The sequence below is a fragment of the Deinococcus radiopugnans ATCC 19172 genome, assembly GCF_006335125.1.
Lineage (GTDB): Bacteria > Deinococcota > Deinococci > Deinococcales > Deinococcaceae > Deinococcus > Deinococcus radiopugnans.
This window is the reverse complement of the sequence record NZ_VDMO01000004.1, coordinates 107,860-130,507: the sequence shown is the minus strand read 5'-3', so window position 1 is coordinate 130,507 and position 22,648 is coordinate 107,860. Positions and strand designations below refer to the sequence as shown.

The 22,648-nt window shown below is 69.1% G+C and carries 23 protein-coding genes; 16 read left to right on the top strand and 7 right to left on the bottom strand.

Annotated elements, in window-relative coordinates; genetic code table 11:
• Positions 1 to 17 precede the first annotated feature (17 nt).
• From FHR04_RS04885 to FHR04_RS04870, 4 genes are all read left to right on the top strand, one after another.
• A complete protein-coding gene (locus FHR04_RS04885) occupies positions 18 to 632 on the top strand; it encodes a GNAT family N-acetyltransferase (RefSeq protein WP_139401251.1) in 615 nt (204 codons plus the stop codon).
• Between the two features lie 84 nt (positions 633 to 716).
• A complete protein-coding gene (locus FHR04_RS04880) occupies positions 717 to 1,178 on the top strand; it encodes a hypothetical protein (RefSeq protein WP_139401249.1) in 462 nt (153 codons plus the stop codon).
• A gap of 150 nt (positions 1,179 to 1,328) precedes the next feature.
• A complete protein-coding gene (mraY, locus tag FHR04_RS04875; RefSeq protein WP_139401247.1) occupies positions 1,329 to 2,246 on the top strand; it encodes a phospho-N-acetylmuramoyl-pentapeptide-transferase in 918 nt (305 codons plus the stop codon).
• 33 nt (positions 2,247 to 2,279) lie between these two features.
• Entirely contained in the window at positions 2,280 to 3,221 is a 942-nt protein-coding gene (locus tag FHR04_RS04870; RefSeq protein WP_139401244.1) for a class I SAM-dependent methyltransferase, read from the top strand.
• A 435-nt stretch (positions 3,222 to 3,656) separates the two neighbouring features.
• Here FHR04_RS04870 and FHR04_RS04865 read toward each other — a convergent pair whose 3' ends face one another.
• Positions 3,657 to 3,878: a hypothetical protein gene (locus FHR04_RS04865; RefSeq protein ID WP_039684673.1), complete on the bottom strand. Its 222-nt coding sequence runs from the start codon at positions 3,876 to 3,878 to the stop codon at positions 3,657 to 3,659.
• 129 nt (positions 3,879 to 4,007) lie between these two features.
• Here FHR04_RS04865 and abxC point away from each other — a divergent pair, with 129 nt between their 5' ends.
• Entirely contained in the window at positions 4,008 to 4,661 is a 654-nt protein-coding gene (gene abxC / locus FHR04_RS04860; protein ID WP_139401242.1) for a monothiol bacilliredoxin AbxC, read from the top strand.
• A gap of 70 nt (positions 4,662 to 4,731) precedes the next feature.
• On the opposite strand, the gene FHR04_RS04855 is transcribed toward abxC, so the two are convergent.
• Both FHR04_RS04855 and FHR04_RS04850 read right to left on the bottom strand, forming a co-directional pair.
• The gene (locus FHR04_RS04855) at positions 4,732 to 5,148 is read right to left on the bottom strand and encodes an organic hydroperoxide resistance protein (RefSeq protein ID WP_139401241.1); all 417 of its coding nucleotides are present in this window, start codon (positions 5,146 to 5,148) and stop codon (positions 4,732 to 4,734) included.
• Positions 5,149 to 5,264: 116 nt separating this feature from the next.
• On the bottom strand, positions 5,265 to 6,875 hold the full coding sequence (locus FHR04_RS04850) for a flotillin family protein (RefSeq protein WP_139401239.1): 1,611 nt from the start codon (positions 6,873 to 6,875) through the stop codon (positions 5,265 to 5,267).
• A 203-nt stretch (positions 6,876 to 7,078) separates the two neighbouring features.
• On the opposite strand from FHR04_RS04850, the gene FHR04_RS04845 reads away from it, so the two are divergent.
• The 3 genes from FHR04_RS04845 (at position 7,079) to FHR04_RS04835 (ending at position 9,958) form a co-directional block, all read left to right on the top strand.
• On the top strand, positions 7,079 to 7,963 hold the full coding sequence (locus FHR04_RS04845) for a hypothetical protein (RefSeq protein ID WP_139401236.1): 885 nt from the start codon (positions 7,079 to 7,081) through the stop codon (positions 7,961 to 7,963).
• Positions 7,960 to 8,364 carry a DUF8082 domain-containing protein gene (locus FHR04_RS04840; protein WP_039684662.1) on the top strand — a complete coding sequence of 135 codons (405 nt, stop codon included), beginning with the start codon at positions 7,960 to 7,962 and terminating at the stop codon, positions 8,362 to 8,364. Before FHR04_RS04845 ends, FHR04_RS04840 begins: the two co-directional genes overlap by 4 nt.
• A 118-nt stretch (positions 8,365 to 8,482) precedes the next feature.
• The gene (locus FHR04_RS04835; protein ID WP_139401234.1) at positions 8,483 to 9,958 is read left to right on the top strand and encodes a HAMP domain-containing protein; all 1,476 of its coding nucleotides are present in this window, start codon (positions 8,483 to 8,485) and stop codon (positions 9,956 to 9,958) included.
• A gap of 199 nt (positions 9,959 to 10,157) precedes the next feature.
• On the opposite strand, the gene FHR04_RS04830 is transcribed toward FHR04_RS04835, so the two are convergent.
• The gene (locus tag FHR04_RS04830) at positions 10,158 to 11,285 is read right to left on the bottom strand and encodes an AI-2E family transporter (protein ID WP_139401232.1); all 1,128 of its coding nucleotides are present in this window, start codon (positions 11,283 to 11,285) and stop codon (positions 10,158 to 10,160) included.
• A 330-nt stretch (positions 11,286 to 11,615) separates the two neighbouring features.
• Between FHR04_RS04830 and FHR04_RS04825 the strand changes: the two genes are divergently transcribed.
• From FHR04_RS04825 to FHR04_RS04815, 3 genes are all read left to right on the top strand, one after another.
• Positions 11,616 to 12,044 carry a hypothetical protein gene (locus FHR04_RS04825; RefSeq protein ID WP_039684658.1) on the top strand — a complete coding sequence of 143 codons (429 nt, stop codon included), beginning with the start codon at positions 11,616 to 11,618 and terminating at the stop codon, positions 12,042 to 12,044.
• A 196-nt stretch (positions 12,045 to 12,240) separates the two neighbouring features.
• Positions 12,241 to 15,702 (top strand): diguanylate cyclase domain-containing protein, encoded by a 3,462-nt coding sequence (locus FHR04_RS04820; RefSeq protein WP_139401230.1) that lies wholly within the window; start codon positions 12,241 to 12,243, stop codon positions 15,700 to 15,702.
• A 78-nt stretch (positions 15,703 to 15,780) separates the two neighbouring features.
• Positions 15,781 to 16,119, top strand: a complete 339-nt coding sequence (locus FHR04_RS04815; protein ID WP_139401228.1) for a cupin domain-containing protein — start codon at positions 15,781 to 15,783, stop codon at positions 16,117 to 16,119.
• A 131-nt stretch (positions 16,120 to 16,250) separates the two neighbouring features.
• On the opposite strand, the gene cutA is transcribed toward FHR04_RS04815, so the two are convergent.
• A complete protein-coding gene (gene cutA / locus FHR04_RS04810) occupies positions 16,251 to 16,562 on the bottom strand; it encodes a divalent-cation tolerance protein CutA (RefSeq protein WP_039684651.1) in 312 nt (103 codons plus the stop codon).
• A gap of 140 nt (positions 16,563 to 16,702) precedes the next feature.
• On the opposite strand from cutA, the gene FHR04_RS04805 reads away from it, so the two are divergent.
• The 3 genes from FHR04_RS04805 (at position 16,703) to FHR04_RS04795 (ending at position 19,141) form a co-directional block, all read left to right on the top strand.
• On the top strand, positions 16,703 to 17,200 hold the full coding sequence (locus FHR04_RS04805) for a LapA family protein (protein WP_139401226.1): 498 nt from the start codon (positions 16,703 to 16,705) through the stop codon (positions 17,198 to 17,200).
• Positions 17,201 to 17,345: 145 nt separating this feature from the next.
• Positions 17,346 to 18,200 carry an acetyl-CoA carboxylase, carboxyltransferase subunit beta gene (accD, locus tag FHR04_RS04800; RefSeq protein WP_039684649.1) on the top strand — a complete coding sequence of 285 codons (855 nt, stop codon included), beginning with the start codon at positions 17,346 to 17,348 and terminating at the stop codon, positions 18,198 to 18,200.
• Positions 18,197 to 19,141, top strand: coding sequence for an acetyl-CoA carboxylase carboxyltransferase subunit alpha (locus tag FHR04_RS04795; protein WP_139401224.1), 945 nt, complete (start codon positions 18,197 to 18,199; stop codon positions 19,139 to 19,141). The genes accD and FHR04_RS04795 overlap by 4 nt, the downstream gene beginning before the upstream one ends.
• A 62-nt stretch (positions 19,142 to 19,203) precedes the next feature.
• On the opposite strand, the gene FHR04_RS04790 is transcribed toward FHR04_RS04795, so the two are convergent.
• A complete protein-coding gene (locus FHR04_RS04790) occupies positions 19,204 to 20,100 on the bottom strand; it encodes a metallophosphoesterase (protein ID WP_139401222.1) in 897 nt (298 codons plus the stop codon).
• Positions 20,101 to 20,192: 92 nt separating this feature from the next.
• Here FHR04_RS04790 and FHR04_RS04785 point away from each other — a divergent pair, with 92 nt between their 5' ends.
• Positions 20,193 to 20,459, top strand: a complete 267-nt coding sequence (locus tag FHR04_RS04785) for a hypothetical protein (protein WP_039684645.1) — start codon at positions 20,193 to 20,195, stop codon at positions 20,457 to 20,459.
• Entirely contained in the window at positions 20,456 to 21,265 is an 810-nt protein-coding gene (locus FHR04_RS04780; protein ID WP_039684643.1) for a metallophosphoesterase, read from the top strand. Before FHR04_RS04785 ends, FHR04_RS04780 begins: the two co-directional genes overlap by 4 nt.
• A 129-nt stretch (positions 21,266 to 21,394) precedes the next feature.
• Here the strand turns inward: FHR04_RS04780 and FHR04_RS21160 are convergent, their stop codons facing one another.
• On the bottom strand, positions 21,395 to 22,498 hold the full coding sequence (locus tag FHR04_RS21160; RefSeq protein ID WP_211344170.1) for an IS1 family transposase: 1,104 nt from the start codon (positions 22,496 to 22,498) through the stop codon (positions 21,395 to 21,397).
• Positions 22,499 to 22,648 lie beyond the last annotated feature (150 nt).

Sequence of the window (22,648 nt, the reverse complement as noted above, 5' to 3'; positions counted from 1 at the left end):
GTCCTACACTCTGCGCCGTGACCCCTGACGCGCCTGCCCCCGAAGCCGAGTGGTTCCAGACGCCCACACTGACGGGCCGACAGGTCTTTCTGGAAGGACTGACCGAATCGCACGCCCCCGACCTGTGCGCTGGGGCAGACGATGAAATGGTGCGGCTGCTGTCGCGGGGCGGACCGTCCGAGGCCACGCCTGCCGCCTGGGCCGAATACATCGGGCGGCTGAACGCCCTGCCGCAGCGCATCAATTTCGCTGTTCGGCGGGTGGAAAGCGGCGTGACCGTGGGCCGCATCAGCTACTCCGAGATCCGCTGGGCAGACCGCTGGGTGGAGGTCGGGACCATGCTGCTGCCTGCCGCGCAGGGCGGCGCCGTCAACCCGGAGGCCAAGCTGCTGCTGATGGCCCGCGCCTTCGAGGTCCTGGGCGCGGGCCGCGTGCAGTTCAAGGTGGACGCCCGCAACGCCCGCAGCCTGCGCGCCATGCACAAGCTGGGCGCGGTGCAGGAGGGCACGCTGCGGCAGTATCAGGTGGTGTCCGGCGGCTATGCCCGCGACAGCGTGGTCTTTAGCGTGCTGCGCGGCGAGTGGCCTGCGGTCAGGGCCGGGCTGGAGGCCCGCGTCGCCGCGCTGGGCTGACCGCGTCCGCCGCCGCGCGTCCTCATCTGCCTGAGCACACCCTTAACGATTGCCAGAGACCGGACTGTTAGCCTCGTGGGCATTATGTCCCTGCCGCGCCCTGCCCTCGTGACCCTCCTTGCCCTGAGCCTGCTGGGTTCACACGCCTCCGCCCTGATCGTGCCGATGAACGGCTGGGTGCCGGTGGGGGGGGACGCCCGCGTCTGGACCGACACCAGCGGGGCCTGCCTGCTGCGCGAGGAGCGCACCGGTCAGGCGTTCCCGGTCCTGGCCTCGCAGCCCGAGGCGCTGGCCTTCGCGACCAAGCTCCGCAAGCAGCTGAGCAAGACGATGGGCACCGTGGTGATCCAGCCGGTGGACCGCGCCGGGTTCTGGGCGGTGCTGGCCGCCTACGACTACAAGCAGGGCGGCGAGACGTACAAGGTCTCCCAGCTGTACCTGAACGACGCGGGTCTGCTGAGGACCGTGACCGGCAGCAGCGCCGAGGGCGAGAAGGGCGCGTGCGTGAACGCCATGCGGGAATTCATCCGTTACTTGGCGGATTGAGCCGGGGGCTGACCAGACACCGGGGCTCTCCACGGTCAGGGCCGATCCGGGGCCGGGCTGCCCGGCGTCCGCGTGCTACCCTCGCCAATTGATGTGTGATCTCCGTCTGTTTCTCCCACCTGCCTCCGCCGTTGCCTGGAGGACCGCACCGTGATGGTGGTGGCCGCCCTGCTGTCGCTGCTGCTGGTGGGGCTATTCATCCGGGTCAGCAAGGCGCGGGGCTGGGGCCAGCCAGTCCGCAAGGAGGGGCCGCAGACGCACCTGATCAAGGAGGGCACGCCCACGGCGGGTGGCGTGGCGTTCGTGCTGGCCCTGGCGCTGGTGTTCTTCCCGCTGTACTTCACCGGCCACGCGGGCGGCCCGCGCGAACTGCTGATCATGCTGACCGCGCTGGGCATGGGATTGATCGGCGGGGCGGACGATTTTCTGAAGGTGCGTTCGCGGATGAAGGGGGGCGGCAAGAAGGAGCTGATCGCCCGCGAGAAGATGCCGCTGCAACTGCTGGTGGGGCTGCTGTTCGGGTGGTTCGCCGCGCCGCTGGCCGCCCATGAACTGGTGCCAGGTTTTGGGCAGATCGGGGACACCATCCTGCTGACCCTGGTGATGATCGGCAGCGTGAACGCCTTCAACTTCACCGATGGCCTGGACGGGCTGCTGGGCGGCGTGGCGATCATCGTGCTGCTGCCGCTGCTGGCGCTGTCGCCGGTTTCGGCGCTGCTGGTGGCCGTCCTGCTGGGCTTCCTGTGGTTTAACGCGCACCCGGCCCGCGTGTTCATGGGCGACATGGGCAGCCACGCCATCGGGGCCATCGCGGCGGGGGCATACGTGCTGTACGCCGACGTGTGGCTGCTGCCGCTGGCCGCCGTCATTCCGGTGGTGGCCGTGCTGAGCGTGGTGATTCAGGTGGTGTCGTTCCGCACCCGCAAGAAGCGCGTCTTTAAAATGAGTCCCATCCAGCACCACTTCGAGCTGAGCGGCTGGCCCGAGACGCACGTCACCCTGCGCTTCTGGGTGGTCACGGCGGTGGCGACGGCGGCGGTGTGGTGGATTCTGGGGGGCCGGCCGTAGTGACCGCTTCTCGGCCCGCCCGCCACGCAGTGCATGATTGACCGCCTCGCGCCCCTGCTGGCCCGCCGCGCCCATCTGCCCGCGCAGGGCACCACCTTCTACCGGGGCGTCCACACCACCGAGACGGCTGGGCAGTTCGCGCTGGATCTCGCCGGGGATGCCGGGGTCCTCAGCCTGTACGCGGACTTCTCACCGCAGGAGGAGGCCGAACTGGCCGGGGCCTGCGCGGCGGCGGCGGGGCTGGCCGGCGTGTACCTCAAGCGCCGCCCCCCCGAGGCACGTCACGCGGCGAACGTGGCCCGCGAATGGCTCTCGCCGCCGGGGCCAGTCTGGGGTGAGGCGCGGGCAGAAGTCACCGCGCTGGAAAACGGCGTGCCCTACGTCATCCGCCCCGGCTCGGATCTGAGCATCGGCCTGTTCGCCGACGCCCGCCCGGCGCGGGGGTGGGTCCGGCAGCACGCCCCGGCGCGGGTGCTGAACGCCTTCGCCTACACCTGCGGCTTCGGCCTGAACGCGGCGCTGGGCGGCTCGGCCACGGTCAAGAACGTGGACCTGTCGCGCAAGGTGCTGGCCTGGGGGCAGGAGAACTACGCGCTGAGCGGCCTGAATGCCCCGGATGACGATTTTCTGTACGGCGACGTCTTCGACTGGTTCCGGCGGCTGGCGCGGCGCGGCGACGCCTTTGACTTGGTGGTTCTGGATCCGCCCAGCTTCGCGCGGGGCAAGACCGGCCTCTGGCGTGCGGAGCGGGATTACGGGCGGCTGGCGGCGCTGGCGGCGGCCGTGACCGCGCCGGGCGGGGGGCTGCTCACCCTGCTCAACCACGCGGGGGTGCCGGCGGCCAGCTTCGAGCGCATGGTCCGGCTGGGCCTGGAGGACGCTGGACGACGGGAGCATGCTGCCCAGCGTCTGGGCGCAGGCGAGGATTTTCCGGAGGCCACGCACCTGAAAGCCGTGGCCTGGACGCTGGATTAGAGCAGTTGTCCGAATTGCAGCATCAGAAAAGAAGACTTCTGATGCCTCCATTCTCTCCTTCGGAGCTGAATCATACGGATTCCGCTTAATTCCTTAACCCATCAGGAAAGCGCCGCTGGGTTAATCCATACGCGAAACCCGTATTCTTTCCTACTCGCGTCCGCTCGGATTTTATCGTTTTTGCAAACGATTCAATCGGAATCCGTATCATACGGATTCCGTTTGTTTCGTGTAGAAATCGGGACACCTCCGATTTCTACACTCCACGTCCGGAACCCGTTTTTCTCCTGCTCGCTTCGCTCGGATTTCCAGGTGTTTTCAACACCTTTCAATCGGAGTCCGTATCAGTCCCAACTGCTCGTTGAAATTCACTCCCTCTCTGCGAGCTGTGCCAGTCCGTTCGGTCAAAAGGAAACAGCTCTTATGACAAATGCTCTAATTCCCCTCGGGCAGTCCGAACGGGGCGAGTTCGCCGCCCGCAAAACTACAGGTCAGGTCTCCCAGACTGATGTCGGCGCTCATCGCCCCGTAGACGACGAACCGGATCACCTCACCCGCCTCCACCCGGCGCAGCACGTCCGGCGTGACCCAGCCGCTGACCGTGATCTCGCCGTAGGTCATGCTGAAGAACTCGGTGGCTTCGGGCGGACTGGACATGGTTCAAGCATAGGGCAGGCGGGGCAGGCGTGGGCCACATCCTGGGCTGCGCCCTCCAGTCCCCCATCATCCACGCCCACTTGTGCGCCGCCTCACTTCGTTTTGTAAAGCGGCGGGTATGCTGAGGGCATGACGCAATCTGCCCCCTCTGAATCCCAGGCCGAGAAACAGGTGCTCGTTCCCCTGACCACCCCCCAGGAAGTCGACCAGTTCCTGACGGATTACCCGCTGGCCGCCGTGTTCAAGGCCGGCACCTGCCACAAGACCATGCAGGGCTTCGGCGTGCTGGAAACCTTCCTGCAAGACCACGAGCTGCCGGTGGGCTTTATCCGTGTGGTGGACTGGCGGCCCGCCAGCAACCGCGTCGCGGAGATGACGGGCATCGTTCACCACAGCCCCCAGCTGATGATCTTCAAGGACGGTCAGGTGCAGTTCGAGGTCAACAACTGGGACATCACCCCCGAGGCCCTGGAGCCGGTGTTCGCGCAGATTCCGGCCCGCAGCGCCTCCGGCAAGGTGCAGACCGACGACAACATCGAGCCGTACCGCCGCCTGATGCACGATTTCGTGGACGGCAAGATCAGCGACTGGGCCTTCCAGGATCAGTACGTGACCCTCTTCCGTGACGACGCCAGCCTGCGCAGCCAGCGCGAGTTTGACCTGCTGTCCCGCCTGTTCGGCGATCCAGACGCCTACCACGGCGGCCTGCACCAGCTGGGCCAGCCGCAGGAGCGCGGCGAACTGAAACAGCGGGTGCAGCAGCTGCTGGCCGAACTGGGCTGAGCCATCCCTTGACACACGAGAAGAGCGCCGGACGCGATGCCCGGCGCTCTTCTCAGTCTGGTGGCTCGGGTTACTTGACGCTCAGGCGCACGTCCACGTTGCCGCGCGTGGCGTTGCTGTAGGGGCAGACCTCGTGGGCGGCCCGCATCAGGTTCAGGGCCTGTTCCTCGTCCAGGCCGGGAAAGTGGCCCTGGAGTTCCACGTCCAGCCCAAACGCGCCGCCGTCCCTGGTCAGGCCCACCATCGCCGTGATGGTCTGGTCACCGCTCAGGGTGATCTTGTCGCGGCGGGCCACGTTGCCCAGCGCGCCCTGAAAGCACGCCGCGTAGCCGGCGGCGAACAGCTGTTCGGGGTTGGTGCCGGGGCCGTCGTCGCCGCCCATGCCCTTGGGGACGCTCAGGTTCAGGTCGAGGCGTCCGTCGTCGCTCTTGGTGTGTCCGGCCCGTCCGCCCGTGGCGGTGGCTGTTGCGGTATAGAGGTTGCTCACGGGTTCAGCATGGCACAGAACTCGGCCGTCACAGGGCGTCCGTCTGGACGTGGGCAGGGGGCACAGCAGGGCGGACATCCCGAATCAGAGGATGTCCGCCCGAGAATGGTTGAGCTTCAGTCGTTCGCCGCTGACACCGTGTCCCCCCGCGCAGGCGGCTCGGCGGGCGCAAAGCGGTTGTGCAACAGGCTCAGCAGGTTGACCCCGGTGGCGTTCTCCACCTGCTCCACCAGCCCGATGATGTTGCCCGGCATGGTCTGCATGGCGCTCTTCACGGCGCGGCCGTCCTTCACGGCGCGGCCGTCGCCGCTGTCGATCACGGTCACCTTGTCGATCTGCATGCCCTTCACGCTGCCGCTGATCTGCTCGATGATGGCAGGCAGCATGTTCAGCACGTAGGCGCGCTCGCCCTCCGGCCCGGCGTTGCGGAAAGCCTCCACCATCAATTTCACCGCCTCGGCCTTGGCGCGGCCCTCCTCGATGATCGGGGCGGCGGCGGCCTGGGCTTCGAGCAACTCGGCCTCGCGGCGGGCGCGGGCGGGGGCCACCACGTCGGCCTCCAGGCGCTTGGCGTTCAGGATCACGCGCTCCTGCTCCAGCTGCTGCTCGGCCACCACGCGGGCGCGTTCGGCCCCCACCTTGGCCTCGTTCTCGCGGCTGGCGGCCACCGCTTCCAGCTCGGCGCGGCGCACCCGCAGCTCGTTCTCGCGCTCTAGAATGGCCTGCTGGGCGGCGGTCTGGGCGATCACCGCGCGCTGCTTGGCCTGCGCCTCGGCCTCGGCGGCCTCGGCGTTCTGCTGGGCCTCGATCACGCGGGCCTGCCGCTGGGCCTCGGCCCGCTTTTGGCGCAGCGCGGCTTCCAGCGCGGCCTGCTCCTGCTCGAAGTTCTGGGTGGCGCGGACTTTCGCCAGTTCGGATTCCACCGTCGCCTCGTTCTGGCGCGACAGCTGAATGGCGCTCAGCTCGGTCTTGCGGACTTCCAGCTTGTTCTGCTCTTCCAGAATGGCCTGCTGCGCGATGGCCTGCGTGACCTGGGCGCGCTGCACCGCCTGGGCCTCGGACTGCGTGGCCTCGGCGTTGCGCTCGGCCTCCGCGACGCGGGCCTCTTTGAGCACCTCGGCGGTCTGGCGCCGCCCGATGCTCTCCAGGTACCCGGCGATGTCCGACACGTTCTGGATCTTGAGGGTGTCGAGCTTGATGCCGAGGTTGTTCATGTCATGCTCGGCCTCCTCGATCAGCGATTCGGCGAAGCGCAGGCGATCCTGGTTGATCTCCTCGGGGGTCAAGGTGGCGATCACGCCGCGCAGGTTGCCCTCCAGGGTGTCGCGCACGATGTTGGTCAGCGAGGCGCGCGGCACGTCCAGAAAGCGCTCGATGGCGTTGCCCAGCTGCGGATCGGAGCCGTTGATCTTGACGTTGGCGACCGCGTGAATCTTCAGGGGAATGCCGCCGCGCGAGTACGCGTTTTCCACGCTCAGGTCCAGCGGAATGGTGGTCAGATCCATCCACGAGACCTTTTCTAGTACCGGGATGCGGAAGGCCCGCCCGCCCCGGATCACGCGGTAGCCCACCGTGTCGCCCTCGGCGGTCTGGCGGCTGCGCCCGGAAATGACCAGCACCTTGTTGGGCGGCACCACGATCAGCAGGTTCTGGATCAGCATAATCACCAGCACGATGCCGACGACGATGATGCCCGCGACGATGACGAAAGGAATGAAGTCGTTCATGGGGTGGTCCTCCGTTCAGTGAGTACGCGGTGAGGTCCAGGGCAGTTCCCAGGCCACCACCGCGGCCCCGAGCGCCGAACGGCCCCTACGGTTTACAGGGTCTGTAAGCGGGGAGTAAGAGGGTCTGGGGTGTCATGGGCTTAATTTCCATTTCTGCACGTTTGCTCATCGCCCGCCTCTGCCCCTGCCCCCGGAACCTGCCCATGACTGAATCCTCTGCCCCTACCCTGCCGCCCACCACCCCGCCCCCCCTGCCGCTGGACCGCATGATCTACGCGGACCTCTGCACCGACCACTACCCCTGGACCGAGATCATGGTGGACCTTGAGGCCCGCCAGACTGCGGGCTTCAGCGGCGTGCTGGACGCCGTGCAGGGCGAACGCTGGGCACGCTTCGTGTGGGCGCGCGGGCAGTGTCTGGGCGGCTTTACCGGCGGCGGGCAGGCGGTGGGCTGGGCGCAGACCCACGGCGGGCTGCCGCGTGCCCGCGTGCGGCTGGGCGAGTGCCCGGCGCCGGTCAGCGCGGTGATCTGGACCAGCCGGGCGGCGCGGGCGGGGCAACTGGCCGGGCGCTGGCCGGACACGCAGCTGATTCTCAAGCACGAGCAGTTCTACGGTCTGCTGGTCTCCGAGGAGCGGTGCAGCGTGTGGGAATCCGGGCAGGTGCTGGCCGGACAGGTGCCGGACAGCGGCGCGCTGTGCGTGGCCTACTCGCCCAACACGCCGGAAAACCGCGAGCCGCTGCTGCGGTTCTGGCGCGATCTGCTGGCCGCCGTTCACCACAACGTGTCGCTGGACGAGGTCTGGCAGCAGACCTGCGTGCGCCTGAGTGCCGAGCATCCCTGCCTGGACCCCTTCGTGCACGATGTCACGCTGCGCGGCGGTGTCCTGAACGTCGATCCGGGCGTGGCGGTGGGTGAATTCCGCCCCGCCCTGCAGACGGCGCTGCGGGCCGCCCTGCTGGGCCTGGGTGTCGGGCTGGACAATCTGGCGCTGGGGAACCTGCCCAGCCGTCCGGAATGGGCCGCCGCTGGCCTGGGCGGTCCGGTGACGGGGGCCGCGCCGCTGCGCCGTCCGGTGGGCCGGTGAAGGCGCTGGCGTGGCCGGAGGGCCTGGGCGCCGAGATGGCCCTGCCCTTCGCGCTGTGGCGGACCCTGGACCTGATCGACGGCCAGCGGGACGCCGCCGAGGTGGCGCGGCTGGCCGGGCTGAGCGCCCCCGAACTGCGCCGGCAATTGCGCGAGGCCGAACGCTGGGTAGAGCGTGCCCAGGACCACCAGCGCCCGGTGACCGCCGAAGCCACCCAGACCGTCACCGGCTGTCTGCTGCAGGTGGTCGGCCCGGTGGCCGAGCTGATGATCGACGAAACGCTTGAGGACCTGGGCGGCGGCGCCACCCTGAGCGCGCTGCTGGCCGGTCTGGCTGCCGAGCTGACCCCCGAGCAGATGGCCCGCTTCGCCCAGCACCTGCGCGCACGGGGGCTGGCATGAGTACTGAACTTGGCATGAACACAGCTTCAGGAATGAACACAGGGTTTGACCTGCGCTGGGGGCAGGCGCGGCGACACAGCGGGACCCAGCGCACCGCACGAGGGGAAGGGGGAAGACCATGAAGTACACCGTGACCATCCAGCAGCCCGTTCAGGACGAACGTCGGCGCGGCCTGGAACAGCAACTGACCGAGCGCTTCAACCTCAACGCCGAACAGGCCGCACGGCTGGCGGGGCGGCGGACCGGACGGTTGATGAAGCCCACCAGCCGCAGCCGCGCCGAGTTGCTGCTGGACGTGTTTCAGCTGGGGGGAGCAGCGGTGGCCCTGGAGGAAGTGCCGGAAGAAACCCGCATGATGCAAGAGCCGTTCCAGGGACTGGCCCCGTCGGCCGCCGCGTCGGCCTTCGGGCGCAGTGAGGCGCCGGACGAAGCGTTTCTGGCCCCGTTGCAGCCGGCTCCTGCCTGGCCCGCCCCCATGGAGGAGGCCAGCGCCGAGCCGGTTAGCGTCGCCGTCCCCTCATCCTTCGGGGCGCCGCCCGTGGCCTTCACGTCGGGCGGGGCCGCCCTTTCGGGCGGCGGCTCTGCCGTCGCGGTGCCTACGGCGGTGGCCGCAACGGCTGACCCGTTTGCCGGCCCACCCGCCGATGTCTGGTCCGACTTCACCGGCTCGCTGACCATGACCGACGCCGTGCCGGCAGTGCCCGCCGGCGGCGTGGATCAACCGTCCACGGCAGTGGTGCCGGTGGTCATTCCGGCGGTGACCGCCGACGCTGGCCCCACCCTGCCGCGCCGCAGCCTGACGCGCCTGCTCGCGCTCAATACCCTGGCCCCGCTGGCGTTGTCGAGCGTCGCCGCGCTGGGCCTGCTGACCCTGACGCTGCCGGCGGTGCAGCGTCAGGCGGCGCAGAGCCAGGCCCAGACGCTGGCCGCCGCCGTGGGCGCCGGTCTGGGGGGTGGAGCTCAGCCCAACTCCCAGCAGCCCAGCAGCCCACAACTCAGTGGCCAGCAATTGGGTGCCCAACTCGGCGCCGTGGTCGCCACCCCCGGCGTGGCCTTCGTGCGCGCGGAATTGCCCGGCGGGCCGGCCATCCTGCGCGCCCAGGACGCGGACGTGGGCCGGCAGAGCCGGGAACTGTCGGCCTGGCTGGGGCGTCATCCGAAGGGCGGCAGCCTGAAGCTGGGCGGCAGCGAGTTCATGGTGGCCCAGGCGGTCTTCCGGACCACCGCTGCCGGAAAAGCAGAGCTGCTTCCAGCGGGAGCTGCCACGGACGCGGGCGTGCTGCGCCGCGTGGCGGTAGGCGTGCCGGCAGCCCAGGCAGGGTCGGTGCTGACCACGGCGCTGCTGCTGGTGCTGCTCGCCGCCCTGCTGGGCTTGTTCCTGGCCTCCCTGCTGACCCGGCGCTCGGCCCGGCAGATCACCGGTCCTATTGACCGCCTGGTCAAGGCGGCCGATGCCATCAGCATGGGTGACCTGTCACGCCCGGTGCATGCCCACCAGAACGACGAGATTGGTGATCTGGCGCAGGCCCTGGAGCGCATGCGCCAGAGCCTGGAGGCCGCCATGGAACGGCTGCGCCGCCGCCGCAAGGGCTAAGAGCGGCAGCAGAACGGGTTCCGGGCGTTGCCCAAACCGGCGCCCCTCAGTTGCTGAGCGAACAGACGGCAGTCCGTCTCAGGCGGCGCCCTGCGGCTGGAGCATCTTCCCCTCGCGGGGGACAAAAGGGCATCGCCCATCGGTAAAAGGAGAGTGGGACGTCGAAAGGTAGCGTCCCACTCTCCGTTTCCTCTCTTGCCTACGGTCCTTCCGAGTATAGGCGGCTGGGGTAGTAGTACTTCTGCAGGGCCAGTTTGCCCAGCGCCACCAGCGGCACGGCCAGCAGCGCCCCCACAAAGCCCAGCAGCGACACGCCCACCAGAATGGCCACCAGCACTGTGACCGGATGCAGGTCGGTGGTGCGGCTCAGGATGTAGGGGCTGAGGAAATTGCCCTCAATCTGGTTGGCAATGACAAACACGGCGATCACCAGAATCACGGTCAGCAGCACATTCGGCATCGTCAGCGCCAGCAGGATGGCGGGCGTGGCCCCGATGATCGGTCCCAGGTACGGCACGATGTTGAAGGCCCCGGCGATAAAGCCGATGGCGGCGGCGCTGGGCACGCCGATCAGGGTCAGGCCCAGCCACACGAACACGCCGATAAACAGCGCGATCAGCAGCTGGCCGCGCACGTACCCCCCCACCGCCGTGCCGATCAGGCCGCTGAACTCCAGGGCGCGCGGCTGCCACGGGCGCGGGAAGATGCCCAGCAGCGTGGCGTTGACCCGGCTGTAGTCGGCCATCAGGTAGATGCTGAGCAACAGGATCAGCACGACCTGCCCCACCACGCCGCCGATCTGAACCACACTGTTGAACAGCGTGCCGGTGGAGTTCAGCGCGTCTCTGAGCAGCGGCACCAGGTTGTCGCCCAGATTGGTGGCGTAGTCCTGCGCCCCCTTGATGATCTGCTCGCGGGCGTTGGTCAGGCCGCCCACGCCCCGTTCGGTCAGCCAGGCGGTCATGCGGTCCAGAATGTCGCCCAGTGTGCCGATCTGATCCGGCAGTTTGTTGAACAGCATGATCAGCTGCCCCGAAACGGTCACCAGCAGCAACCCGACCAGGGCGAACAGCCCGAAGAACAGCAGCACGACGAAAAAGACCCCCAGTCCGCGCTTGACCCGCCCCCGTTGCAACCAGTTGAGCAGCGGATTGGCCAGGTAGGCGATCAGGAACGCCACCAGGAAATCCACCAGCACGGTATGGACCTCTCCGGCCAGCTGGTACGCCAGATAGGCCACCAGCAGAAAGACGGCGGCGCGCACCCAGGGGTTGCGCCACACGAACTGGAAGGCGTTCGGAGGTGGGGCAGGAGGCGGTGAACCCACCGGTCTGATGGAGGGGGTGGCAGCCGGCGCGCCCGCGAGGGGAGCCGGCGCCGTCTCCTGTCCCGACACGGGCGCCCTCAGGACCGATGGCTCGGCCCCGGGCCGACGGGAGTCTGACAGATCATGGGAGGCTGGCAGATCGGGGCCGGAAGAGTCAGGGGGGGGTCCGTTGGCGTTCACTGCCGCTCACTGTACGTCACCGGGCAACGTGTGAACGCCGCGCTTCACTCTTGATCCTCCAGTGGGGCACCCCGCCGTTGCTCGGTGCAAGTTGCATGGTCCCTTTCCTCATCCTCCGGGCGCCTGCAGGCGGCAAGCTGAGGCCCTGCTATGCCCGCCTTCGGCGATCCCCCCAACTACAGCACGCCCCGCACGCTGGGGCTGGCGCTGACCAGCATTCTGGGCTCTCTGGCGCACTTCACGCTGGGGGCGCTGGACTACGAACACGTCAGCCGCTACCTGGGGCTGGCGGTGATGCTGCTGGCCGGACTGCTGCTGGTGTACGGCGTCCTGACCCTGATCCGCTACGCAGAGGCCATCACCTCCATGCAAGACCCCCACGCGCGCACGCCCATGTACAACACCCCGCACGAGACCCTGACCTACCGGGTGGGGGTGGGGCTCAACGCGCTGGCGGCATGCTCCGCCGTGGCCTGGGCTGTGGGCGGCGAGCTGCCGCTGTGGCATCTGGGAGCCGGCGTGGTCAACGTGTGGGCGGCGTACCTCGCCTGGCTGACCCGTCCGGTGGGGGAGGGGTGAGTCCCGGAGGCCAGGCTGGTGAATGCTGGGCTGAACTGGCTCCGCAGCGCCTGGAAGCCCGGATCTTTACGCTGGTGCCTGTCACGGTCCGGTGCCAGAACGTCCCATAAGATGAATGCATGATGAAGTCTGTCGTCCTGATCCTCCCTGAAACCGGTGTGCCCTGCGGTCCGGTGTGGCCCGGGGCCGTTGGTCCGTGACTGAAGACCCCGCCCTGAAGCTGGGGGTCGGTTTCCGCTCCGACGCCCCAGAGCACGCCGACGATCTGACCGGGCTGCCCCAGCGGCAGGCGTTTTTTCAGCACCTTGAGACGTTGTGCGCGCGGGGCCACGGCAGTCTGCTGCTGTGCGATCTGGACTACCTCAAGCTGATCAACGACACCCTGGGGCACCCGGCGGGCGACGCTGCCCTCGTGGAGGTGGCCGGCACCTTGCGGGGCCACCTGCATCCCGGCTGGCAGGCCTACCGTCTGGGTGGGGACGAGTTCGCGGTGCTGGCCCCGGTGGATGCCGCGCAGCTGGCCGGCTGGGCCAGCGCGGTGATGGCAGCGCTGGCGGCCCGGCCGGGTCGGCCGTTGCGGTTGAGTGCCGGTCTGGCCGGGATCATGCCCGGCAGCACCGCGCAGCGCCTGCTGGCCGGGGTGGACCGGCGGCTATACGCGGCCAAACGGCGGGGGCGGGGGCGCCTGGTAAGCGACGATGAGGGTGCCGGGGCGCCAGACCACAACCCCCGTCTGCTGGAGCGTGACGAGGCCCTGGGACAGCTGACCACGCGTCTGCAGGCGGCGCTGAACACCGCACACGGCACAGCGCTGGTGGAGGTCCGCACGGGCCGTGGCGGCGGCCTGAGTGCCTTCTTGCAGGTGGCTGACCGGGCCGCGCAGCTGCTGGGCTACCGGACGCTGTCCATCCAGGGCAACCGCAGCCGCCGGCTCCGGCAGTACGGCGCGTGGGCGACGGCCACCCTTGATGGTTACCCGGTCAATGGGCCTGCGGGGCACCGGCCCCCTCTGGATGGCCTGACGGCCGCCGAGGACGCGCCGCGGCTTCTGCCGGACATGCTGCCGCCTTCAGACCAGCCGCTGGCGCTGCTGCTCGACCGCCCCGAGGACTTTGATCCCCATACCCTGAACGCCATCGAACCGCTGCGGGCGGCGGCCCGGATCTGTGTGGTGGGCCGCGTCGCGCCGGCCTCGGGGCCTGCTGATGCGGCTGGACGGGACCCGGCCCGTCCGGTCATTGTGTTGCCGCCGCTGTCGGACAGCGCCGTGGGCGCGCTGGGAGGGCTGCTGTGCGGGGCGCCGCTGGCCGGGCCGGTGCAGACCTGGCTGGCCCAGCGGTCCAGGGGCGTACCCGCCGAGATCGGGCGCTGGCTGGGCGCGCTGCTGCTGGAAGCCCGGCTGCGCCATGAGGACCCGCTGCAGCTGGTCCAGCGGAGGCTGAAGCCCCCTGATCTGGACAGCGCCCAGGCTGACGAGGTGGCGCCCGACACCGACTGGCAGTGGAGTGCGGCGCGTCACCTGACCCGCCCGCCGCATTACAACCGTCCCTACCTGTGGGGCCGCGCCGCGCTGTTCCAGAGGGCCGCGCAGGCCTTACAGCGCGGCGCGGTGGTCGTGCTGACCGGGCCGGCCGGTCGGGGGCGCACCCGGCTGGCCGAGCAGCTCCTTATGGAAGGCGCCCATGACGCTCCGGGCGGGGCGTGGGCGGTCTCGCTGGCCGGGATCGGCCGCACCGAGGAACTGCTGAGCCGGCTGGCCCAGACCCTGCTGGGGCACCCGGCCGACCTGGGCGGGCTGGAAAGCGTGGGCCGGCTGCTGGCCCGGCGGCCCACGCTGCTGCTGCTCGACGACCTGCCGCCGGGGGTGGGGGGCGCCGCCCTGGAACGCCTGCTCAGCTTCGCGCCGGGCACCCGCGTGATTGTCACGGCGCCGCACCCGCTGGGCCTGCCCGGCGAGCAGGTGCTGGCGCTGCCGCTGCTGGAGCGCGCCGTGGTCGCCGAGGCCCTGAACTCGCTCGCCCCTGCGCTGGCCGGTGACGGACAGGGGCTGGCCGAACGCGCCGCCGACTGGGTCAGGGGAGATCCGGCGCGGCTGCAGGACGCGCTGCGGACGCTGACCATCGACCCGTCCGGCGGGTTGCTGCAGAGCCTGCTTGCCCGCCCGGCGCCGCATGCCAGATGGGCGGGGGGGCTGCCGCTGGGCGCGCCGGAACGTCACGCCCTGACGGCCCTGGAACTGTTCAGCGACGTGTTCAGCCTGCCGTGGGCGCAGGCGGTCAGCGGAGCCTCGCCGCTGATGCTGGCGGGTTTGCAGCAACACGGCTACCTGGTCTCCGTCGGCCGGGGGTTGTACCGTCTGGCGGGGGGCCTGGAACTGAGCGGGCCGCAAAACACTCAGCCGGACTCCACGCTGCCGCCCGTGCGGCGGGCCGCCCGTCGCCGCGCCCTCGCGGTGCTGGCCCGCACCCTGGCCTGGCCCGGTCCGGCCCAGCACCGCGAGTGGCTGGCCCGGCTGGACACCGCCTACCTGCCGCTGCGCTCGCTGCTGACCGGGCTCCTGCGGCGCGGTGTCCCGGACGTCGGCCCGGAGGCGGCACTGGTGAACGCCGTGGTGGCTCTGAACCCCTACCGCATCTCGCGCACCTATTTTCTGGATGCCCGCGCGGATCTGGAGCAGGTCTTGCGCTCCAGCGCCCACAGCCTCCAGCGTCCGGCGCGGGCCGCCCCGGCCCTGCCACCTGCGCGGCTGGCCGAGGCCCGGCTGGCGCTGGCGCGGACGCTGCAGCACCTGGGGGAGTACACACCGGCCACGGCCCTGACTGCGGCGGTGCAGGCCGATCCGCGCCTTGCCGCCCGGCAGCACGCGGGCGCCCTGCTGGTCCAGGGCCGGATCCTGCACCGCCGCAGCGAGTACCCGGCGGCGCTGGACGCCTACCGTCAGGCCCAGACTCTGCTGACCCGCAGCCGCGCCGCGCGCCGCGCCCCGGAACTGCTGGCGCTGGCGCTGGGCGGTCAGGCCCGCAGCCTGATCTATCTGGATCAGCTGCCGCAGGCCCGCCGCCTGAACACCCGTGCGCTGCAGGTGCTGGGGCCGGACCACGAGCCGCTGACCCGCGCGCTGCTGCTGAACACCGCCGCCCTGATCGACACCGAGGACCGTCTGCTGGAGGCTGCCGAGGCGGGCCTGCGCGCGGCCCTGCACCTGCACGAGGACCACGGCGACCGCGAGGGCCAGATCCTGAACCGCATGGGGCTGGCCTGGGTGCAGTTGCTGCGCGGCGAGGGCGAGGACAGCGTCCGCCTGGGCCGGGAACTGTTGCGGGAGGCGCAGGACGCGGCCCAGGTCTGGGAGATTGCCAACATCCTGCTGAATCTGGGCCACGCCGAGCACCTGTGCGGCCGTGTGGAGGTGGCCCGCGCCCACTACCTGGAAGCCGGAGCGCTGGTCGACGAACATGACTCGCCCTCGCTGCACGCTGAACTGCTGGGGGGACTGGCCGCCTGCGCCCACAGCCGGGGCGACCCCGCCGAGGCCGCCCGGTTGCTGGCCCACGCCCTGAGCCATCCGGGGGCCAACGCCGAGGTACGGCGCTTCTTCGCCCCGCTCCAGGCTGCTCTGGAGGGGGGTGGGATTCGGCCTGAGGGTCACCTCACCTAAAGCCCCGGCGAAGTGCCGGTGAAGGCCCGCTTAACCCCCCATCATGCCGCGTGCCGGGTCAGGGGTGAGAGTGAGGCCATGACCCAGAACAGCGACAGCCAGCAGTACAAAGTCAGCCGCAGCGAAACCACGCATGGTCAGGACGGCCAGCACCATCTGGTGGCCGGACAGCAGGGCAGCATGCGCCTGTGGCACAACGAACAGCCGGCCGACACCGCCGACAAGCAGCCCCATGCCAACGATTACGAGACGCTGGGATACGTGATCAGCGGTCAGGTGGAACTGAAGATGAACGGCCAGACCCTGATGCTGGGAGAGGGTGACAGCTACTGCGTGCCGAAAGGGGTGCAGCACACCTACCGCGTCACGCAGACCCTGACCGCCGTGGAGGTCACCACCCCGGCCCAGAAGGGCTGACCGCCCTCAGCGCAAGCGACCTGTAGGCTCCGCCCGCCCACCGCGCGGCGGGGTTTTTCGTGTTCTTGGCCCATCTGGCCGCAGCGGAAGAGGTCAGGCGGGCTTTTGTTCCCGTTGCCTCTGTCCTCAGCTCACGGACTCAGCGCTTCCCGCAGCCAGGTCTGAAATTCCGGCAGGGCGCGGTCGTATTGCAGGGCCAGGATCTCGGGAACCTCGTAGGGGTGAAGGGACTTGATGCGGGCTTCGAGTTCAGGGTATTTCTCGCCGCTGGTCTTGATCAGCAGCATGCTCTCGGGGTCCTCGGCGACGTCGCCCTGCCAGCGGTACACGCTCTGGACGCCAGGCAGGATGTTGACGCAACCCGCCAGATGCTCGGCGACCAGCGTGCGGGCCAGGTCATGCGCCCGTTCGGGGGGGAGGGTAACCAACACGACGAGGGACATAGGGCCACAGGATACCGCCTGCGTGCGGGTGAGAACCGTGATATCCGCCGGGGCCGGCGCGGGGTGTGAAAGTGCGGAGTGTAAAAGTCTCGCAAAGCCGCCCGCGCGGGTCAGGGGAAGCGTGGTGTTAAGCTCAGACCATGCGGACAATTGTCCTGATCGCCGGTCTCGTCCTCCTCCTGATTTTCGCCGTGCTGAATTTCGGCTCGCTGATGGCGCTGCAGCCCATGAACCTGGGCTTCATCCAGTACGTCACCGCCCCCATCGGGCTGATCATGCTGCTGACCGCCATCTTCGCCGCGCTGCTGTTCTACTTCTGGGCGGGCATCAGCAACCTGCGCGCCCAGGCCGACACCGCCAAGCTGCTGCGCGACATGGAAACGTTGCGCCTCAGCCTGGACAGTCAGGAGGGCAGCCGCTTTGCCGAGCTGCGCAGTCACCTCGACACCCGCCTGAATGCCCTGGGCACCGGGGAGACCAGCAACGAACTGCGGGCGGTCCACAGCCGGATCGACGAGCTTCAGCGCGACATGAACCTGCAACTGGCGCAGCTGGACGACTACCTGAAAACCCGGCTGGGCGAGATCCCGGTCACGCAGGCCGCCGCAGGCGAGATCCGGCTCGACAAGAAGCTTTGATTCCCCAAGTTCGGGGCGGCGTTCAGGGCACGCCCCTGACCGCCCGGCCCGTTTTCCCCGGCGTTTGCTGGACCCGGTGTATTTGTTCGGCGGTCACGCCGTTAGAATGCGGCGGTAACGATGGACCCCTGGAGGACTGAACCGCATGGCGCTTGACCGATTTTTCCGCCGCCGCCGCCCACAGCAACAGACGGGCGCGGACGTGCCCGAGCTCTGGACCCACTGCCCCGAGTGCAAGGAGAGCATCTACAACCGCGATCTGATGGCCGCGGCCTACGTCTGTCCCAAGTGCGGCCACCACCTGCGGCTGAACGCCGCCCAGCGCGTGGACGTGCTGCTGGACGAGGACAGTTTCGTGCAGCTGTCGGGCCGAGTGCAGCCGGTGGACGCGCTGAACTTTCACGACACCGAGGCGTACACGGACCGCCTGAAACGCGCGCAGGCCAAGACTGGACGCCCCGACGCCATCCTGACCGGCAGCGGCACCCTCCTGAACCTGCCGGTGACGCTGGCTGTGATGGACTTCGCCTTCAGCGGCGGCAGCATGGGCAGCGTGGTGGGCGAGGAAATCTCGCGCGCCGCCGAGCACGCCGCCGAACACGGCACGCCGCTGATCATCGTGACCGCCAGCGGTGGGGCACGGATGCAGGAAAGCGCGCTGTCGCTGATGCAGATGGCCAAGACCACCGTGGCGCTGGAAACCCTGGCCGAGGCGGGACTGCCCTACGTGAGCGTCCTGTCGGACCCCACCACCGGGGGCGTGACGGCCAGCTTCGCCACCATCGCCGACGTGATCGTGGCCGAGCCAGGGGCCTTGATCGGCTTTGCCGGGCCGCGTGTGATTCAGCAGACCATCCGCCAGCACCTGCCCGAGGGCTTCCAGCGCGCCGAGTTCCTGCTGGAGCACGGCATGGTGGACGCCGTGGTGGACCGCCGTGAGCAGCGCCCGTATCTGGCAAATCTGCTGGGCCTCCTGACCCGCCAGGGGGCGAGCGCGTGACCGGCAGCCCTGAGGCCCTGCGTGAACTCGAAGCCCGCGTGCGCGATCTGGAGGCCACCGCCGAGCGCACCGGCCAGAACCTGGACGCCTCCATCTCGCCGCTGAAGGTGGAGGTCCAGCGGCTGCGCGAGGCCGGCGGGCCGCCCAGCCGCTGGGAGCGCGTGGCGCTGGCCCGCGCCCCCGGCCGGCCCACCGCGCTGGACTACGTGGAGCGGCTGTGCACCGGCTTTACCGAGCTTCACGGGGACCGCCGGTTCGGCGACGATCCGGCGCTGATCGGCGGCCCGGCCCGCTGGATGGGCGTCCCCGTGATGCTGCTGCTGCAGCAGAAGGGCCGCGACACCAAGACCAAGATCAAGCGCCGCTTCGGCAGCGCCAACCCCGAGGGCTACCGCAAGGCCGTGCGCCTGATGGACCTGGCCGAGAAGTTCGGGCTGCCGGTGGTGGCGCTGGTGGACACCCAGGGCGCGTATCCGGGCCTGGAGGCCGAGGAGCGCGGCCAGGGCTGGGCGATTGCCGAGAGCATCCGGCGCATGCTGAACCTGCGCGTGCCGGTGGTCTGCGCCGTGATCGGCGAGGGCGGCAGCGGCGGCGCGCTGGCCGTGGGCGTGGGCAACCGCGTGCTGATCCAGGAAAACGCGTGGTACAGCGTGATCTCGCCGGAAGGCGCGGCCAGCATCATCTGGAAAGACGCCAGCAAGGCCCCGCTGGCCGCCGAGGCCCTGAAACTCACGGCGCCCGACCTGCTGGAACTGGGCATCGTGGAAGAGGTGATCCCCGAACCCACCGGCGGCGCGCACCTGAACATGGACGAGGCCGCCGCCGCCGTGGGCGAGGCCGTGGGCCGCCACCTGGCCGAGCTGATGGCACAGTCGCCGCAGGAACTCAAGCGGGGCCGGGCGGCGCGCTTCCGGGCGCTGGGAGCCTTTACCGAAAGCTAGGAACGGACCCCCGCCCCTGACCCTCTCGTCACAGAGAGGGTTCTTTTATGGGCGGCCTGTCGTCAGGTCTCCGGTGTCAGCGTGAACAGGGCCACTTCCGGCTCGCACAGGTTGCGCAGCGGCACGCCGCTGAGGCCCAGGCCCCGACTGACGTAGGCGGGCGTGCCGTGCGCCCCCGTGACCCAGCCCATCGCGTAGCGCTGCCCATATCGGCTGGGCACCACCGGAGCGCCGATGAGGGGCAGCCGAATCTGGCCGCCGTGGGTATGGCCGCACAGCACCAGGCCGGGGCCGGGGGGCAGGTCCGGCAGCAGATCGGGGTTGTGGCTGACCAGCAGCGTTGCTCCCTGCACCGGTTTCCCAGCCAGCGCCGCGCCCAGGTCCACCTCTCCTTCCCACAGGTCATCCACCCCGGCCAGATACAGGTCCTCACGTACGCGGCGCCCCTCATTCCGCAAGATGGTGACCCCGGCCTCCGCGTAGGCGGCGCGCAGACTCTCGCGGACCTGCGGCCAGTCGTCGCGGCGCGGGCCGTAGTGCGGGCTGTAGTACTTGCCGAAACTGCCGTAGTCGTGGTTGCCCCACACGCCGTACACGCCCAGCGGGGCCTTCAGCCGCTTCAGCTCGGTCAGCAGGCCGGTGGGCGGTTCATCGGCGCGGTAATCCATCTGATCGCCGCCCAGCACGATCAGCTCTGGCCTGGCGGCGTTGGTGGCGTCGACCCAGGCGCGCACGCTGCCGCCGTAGATGAACAGGCCGTAGTGCAGATCGGTCAGGAGGGCCACCCGCACGGGCCGCGTCAGCCCCGGCAGCGCGCGGGTGTGGCGCGTCACGCCGAAGCGGTAGGCCTGCGCCGCGCCCGCTCCCCCCAGCGCCAGGGTGCCCAGCCCGCCACCGGCCAGCCCGCGCAGCACGCGGCGGCGGGTCAGGAGGGGGCCACGCAGGCGGGAGGCAGACATGGCCCGCAGCCTACCCCCCTGCTGGGGGCAAGGCGTCCTCCGAACGGTGCAGGTGGGCGAGGGATGAGAGGCGGGGCGCTAGACTGCCCCCAATGAGCGTGAACGCCGAAGAACTGCTGGTGATCGATGTGCTGGACGAGGACGCGGGGCTGGCCGACGTGGAGGACACGCAGGGCCGCACCTTTCAGCTGCCCGCCGAGTGGCTGCCCCAGGCGGCGGACGGCGCGGCGTACCGGGTGGGCGTGGCGGACGGCACCGTGACCTTCACGCCTGATCCGGACGGTGCCCGCCTTCTGCGCGAACGCAGCAAGCAGACGCTGCTGGACTTTGTGGATGAGGCCGAGGAGGAGGGGCCGTGACCCGTCAGGTGGTGGTGGTGCCGGACCTACATGGCCGGCCGGACCTGCTGGACGCCACCCTGGCCCAGTACCCGGAGGCGCATTTCGTGTGTCTGGGCGACGCGATTGACCGGGGGCCGCGCAGCATGAAGGTGGTGGAAAAGCTGCTGACCCTGAAGAAGGAGGGCCGCGCCACGCTGCTGATGGGCAACCACGAACTGATGGCGGCGTCGGGCCTGCGCTGGTACCGGCAGTACCTGGGCACCCACGACATGGGCGACTACCGCCGCGCCATCGAGGGCTTCCGGTCGTGGATGCGGGCGGGCGGAGAGACGGTTCGCAGCGAACTGGGCGGGCTGACGCTGGAGCAGTTCCCGCCGCTGCTGGAGGAGTATCTGCAGGACCTGGACCGGGTGGTCTACGTCACCGGGGACGGCGCGGTGCATGCCGAGCCGCCCGCATTGCCCAGCGTGCTGATCGCGCACGCCTCGCCGCCGGTGCGCCATCAGCAGTACCCGGATCCGCTGACGGCGGCGCTGTGGCTGCGTCCCTTCGAGGGGCCGTTCGCCATGCCTGAGGGCGTGGTGTACAGCATCCACGGACACACCCCCGTGCCGGTGCCCGCGCGGCTGGGCCGGCACCTGTACATCGACATGGGGGCCTACGAGACCGGTCGGCTGGCGCTGGCCGAGATCCAGGGCGGCGGCCTGCCCAAAATCACCGTGCTGTGCGGGCGCGGCAAGCCCAGCCTGGGCAGCAAGTACCCGCGCTTCGGCGAGCCGGTCCCGGTGCAGGCGGTGGACCTTCCCGGTGCGCCGCCGCGTTAGAGCAGTTGTCAAAAGAGCTGTTTCCTTTTGACCGAACGGAGTGAGTGGATTTCAACGAGCAGTTGGGAGAATGGAGGCATCAGAAGTCTCCTTTTCTGATGCTGTAATTCGGACGGTAGAAGGCTGGAATCATGACCGACATGGGTTCTTCATGACCACGGTGCCGAGTAGGCGCAGCACGCTCCACACCGTGTCCGTGATCCCGATGGCCATTGCTGGCGTCCGTTGCGCATATTGACGACGCCCCATCGGTTCATCCAACTTGACTCGCAGGCTCCGGTTCACCCGACAGAAGTTGTAGACCCCGCCCACCAGATCGCTGACCGTCTGACGGACGTGGGGAAGCCTCGCAAACGCGAGGCTTCTGCGGACCTGGTGTGGATTCATGCGCCGGGCCGTCCCGTTGTGCCGTTCCACCGCCGAGGTGTTGGGGGTGTTGTAGCCGAGAGAGGCCAGTTCCTGGTCGACGCGCCGCCGGCTCCCAGCGGCGCGTTCGATGCGGATGTCCACCACCCGCTTGCCCTGAGACGTCTTGATGATGCGCACGTGCCCTGAAGTCCGGGGAATGCGGTACTGAAGTTTGGGGAAGCGTCCACGCTTCCCTTGACGCTTGGGCTGGAAGGGGCGTCCAAACACGGCTGGGAACAGCGATTCATATGGAAGCCAGCCATCGGTGAAGAGCACGATGCCATGTGGATCGTGCAGCCGTGAACGGGCGCCGAACAGCAACCGCATGGCCAGATCAGTCGTTCTCGCCCCCAGAGCGTTCTGGACGATGAATTTTGAGCATGGGTCGATGACCGTAGCCTCCCAGCACGGCTGATCCTTACGCCCCACGAAGCCGTGCCGTTCATCGGCCTGGAGGCTCGTTACGTGCAGATCTTGGGCGTGTTGATCGTGAACACGCGCAGCGTGTTCGCCTGCGATGCACGCCAGCCGGGAGACGGTGGTGCGGTGGGTGTGGGTGAGTTCAGCGGTCTGCTTGAAGCTGTTCCCGCGCGTCACGTGCTCCACGATGCTCTCCACCCGCTCACAGGGGAGCTTTACGTTCCACAGGGCGGTGCCTTTGCGTTCACTGAATTCCTGGGCGCAGGTCGAGCAGCGGAGCAACCGGCGCGGCCCCGAGCGCGTGTCGTACCACTTGCGGTGACGAATATTCCCGAGACCTGACTGTCCAGCAGTTGGACAGGCGAGGTTGAGGCAGCGGAAACTGTTGAGTGAGGGTGATTGCATACGTCCGGGGATACGCCCCGGACGCCCCTCATATCAGGCATGTCGGTTATGATTCCAGCCTTCTACCATTCGGACAACTGCTCTAAACCCCGCTCCAGACCAGGGCTGCCGCCTACCAAATACGGCGGCGAACCCGATGAAAGGTTCGCC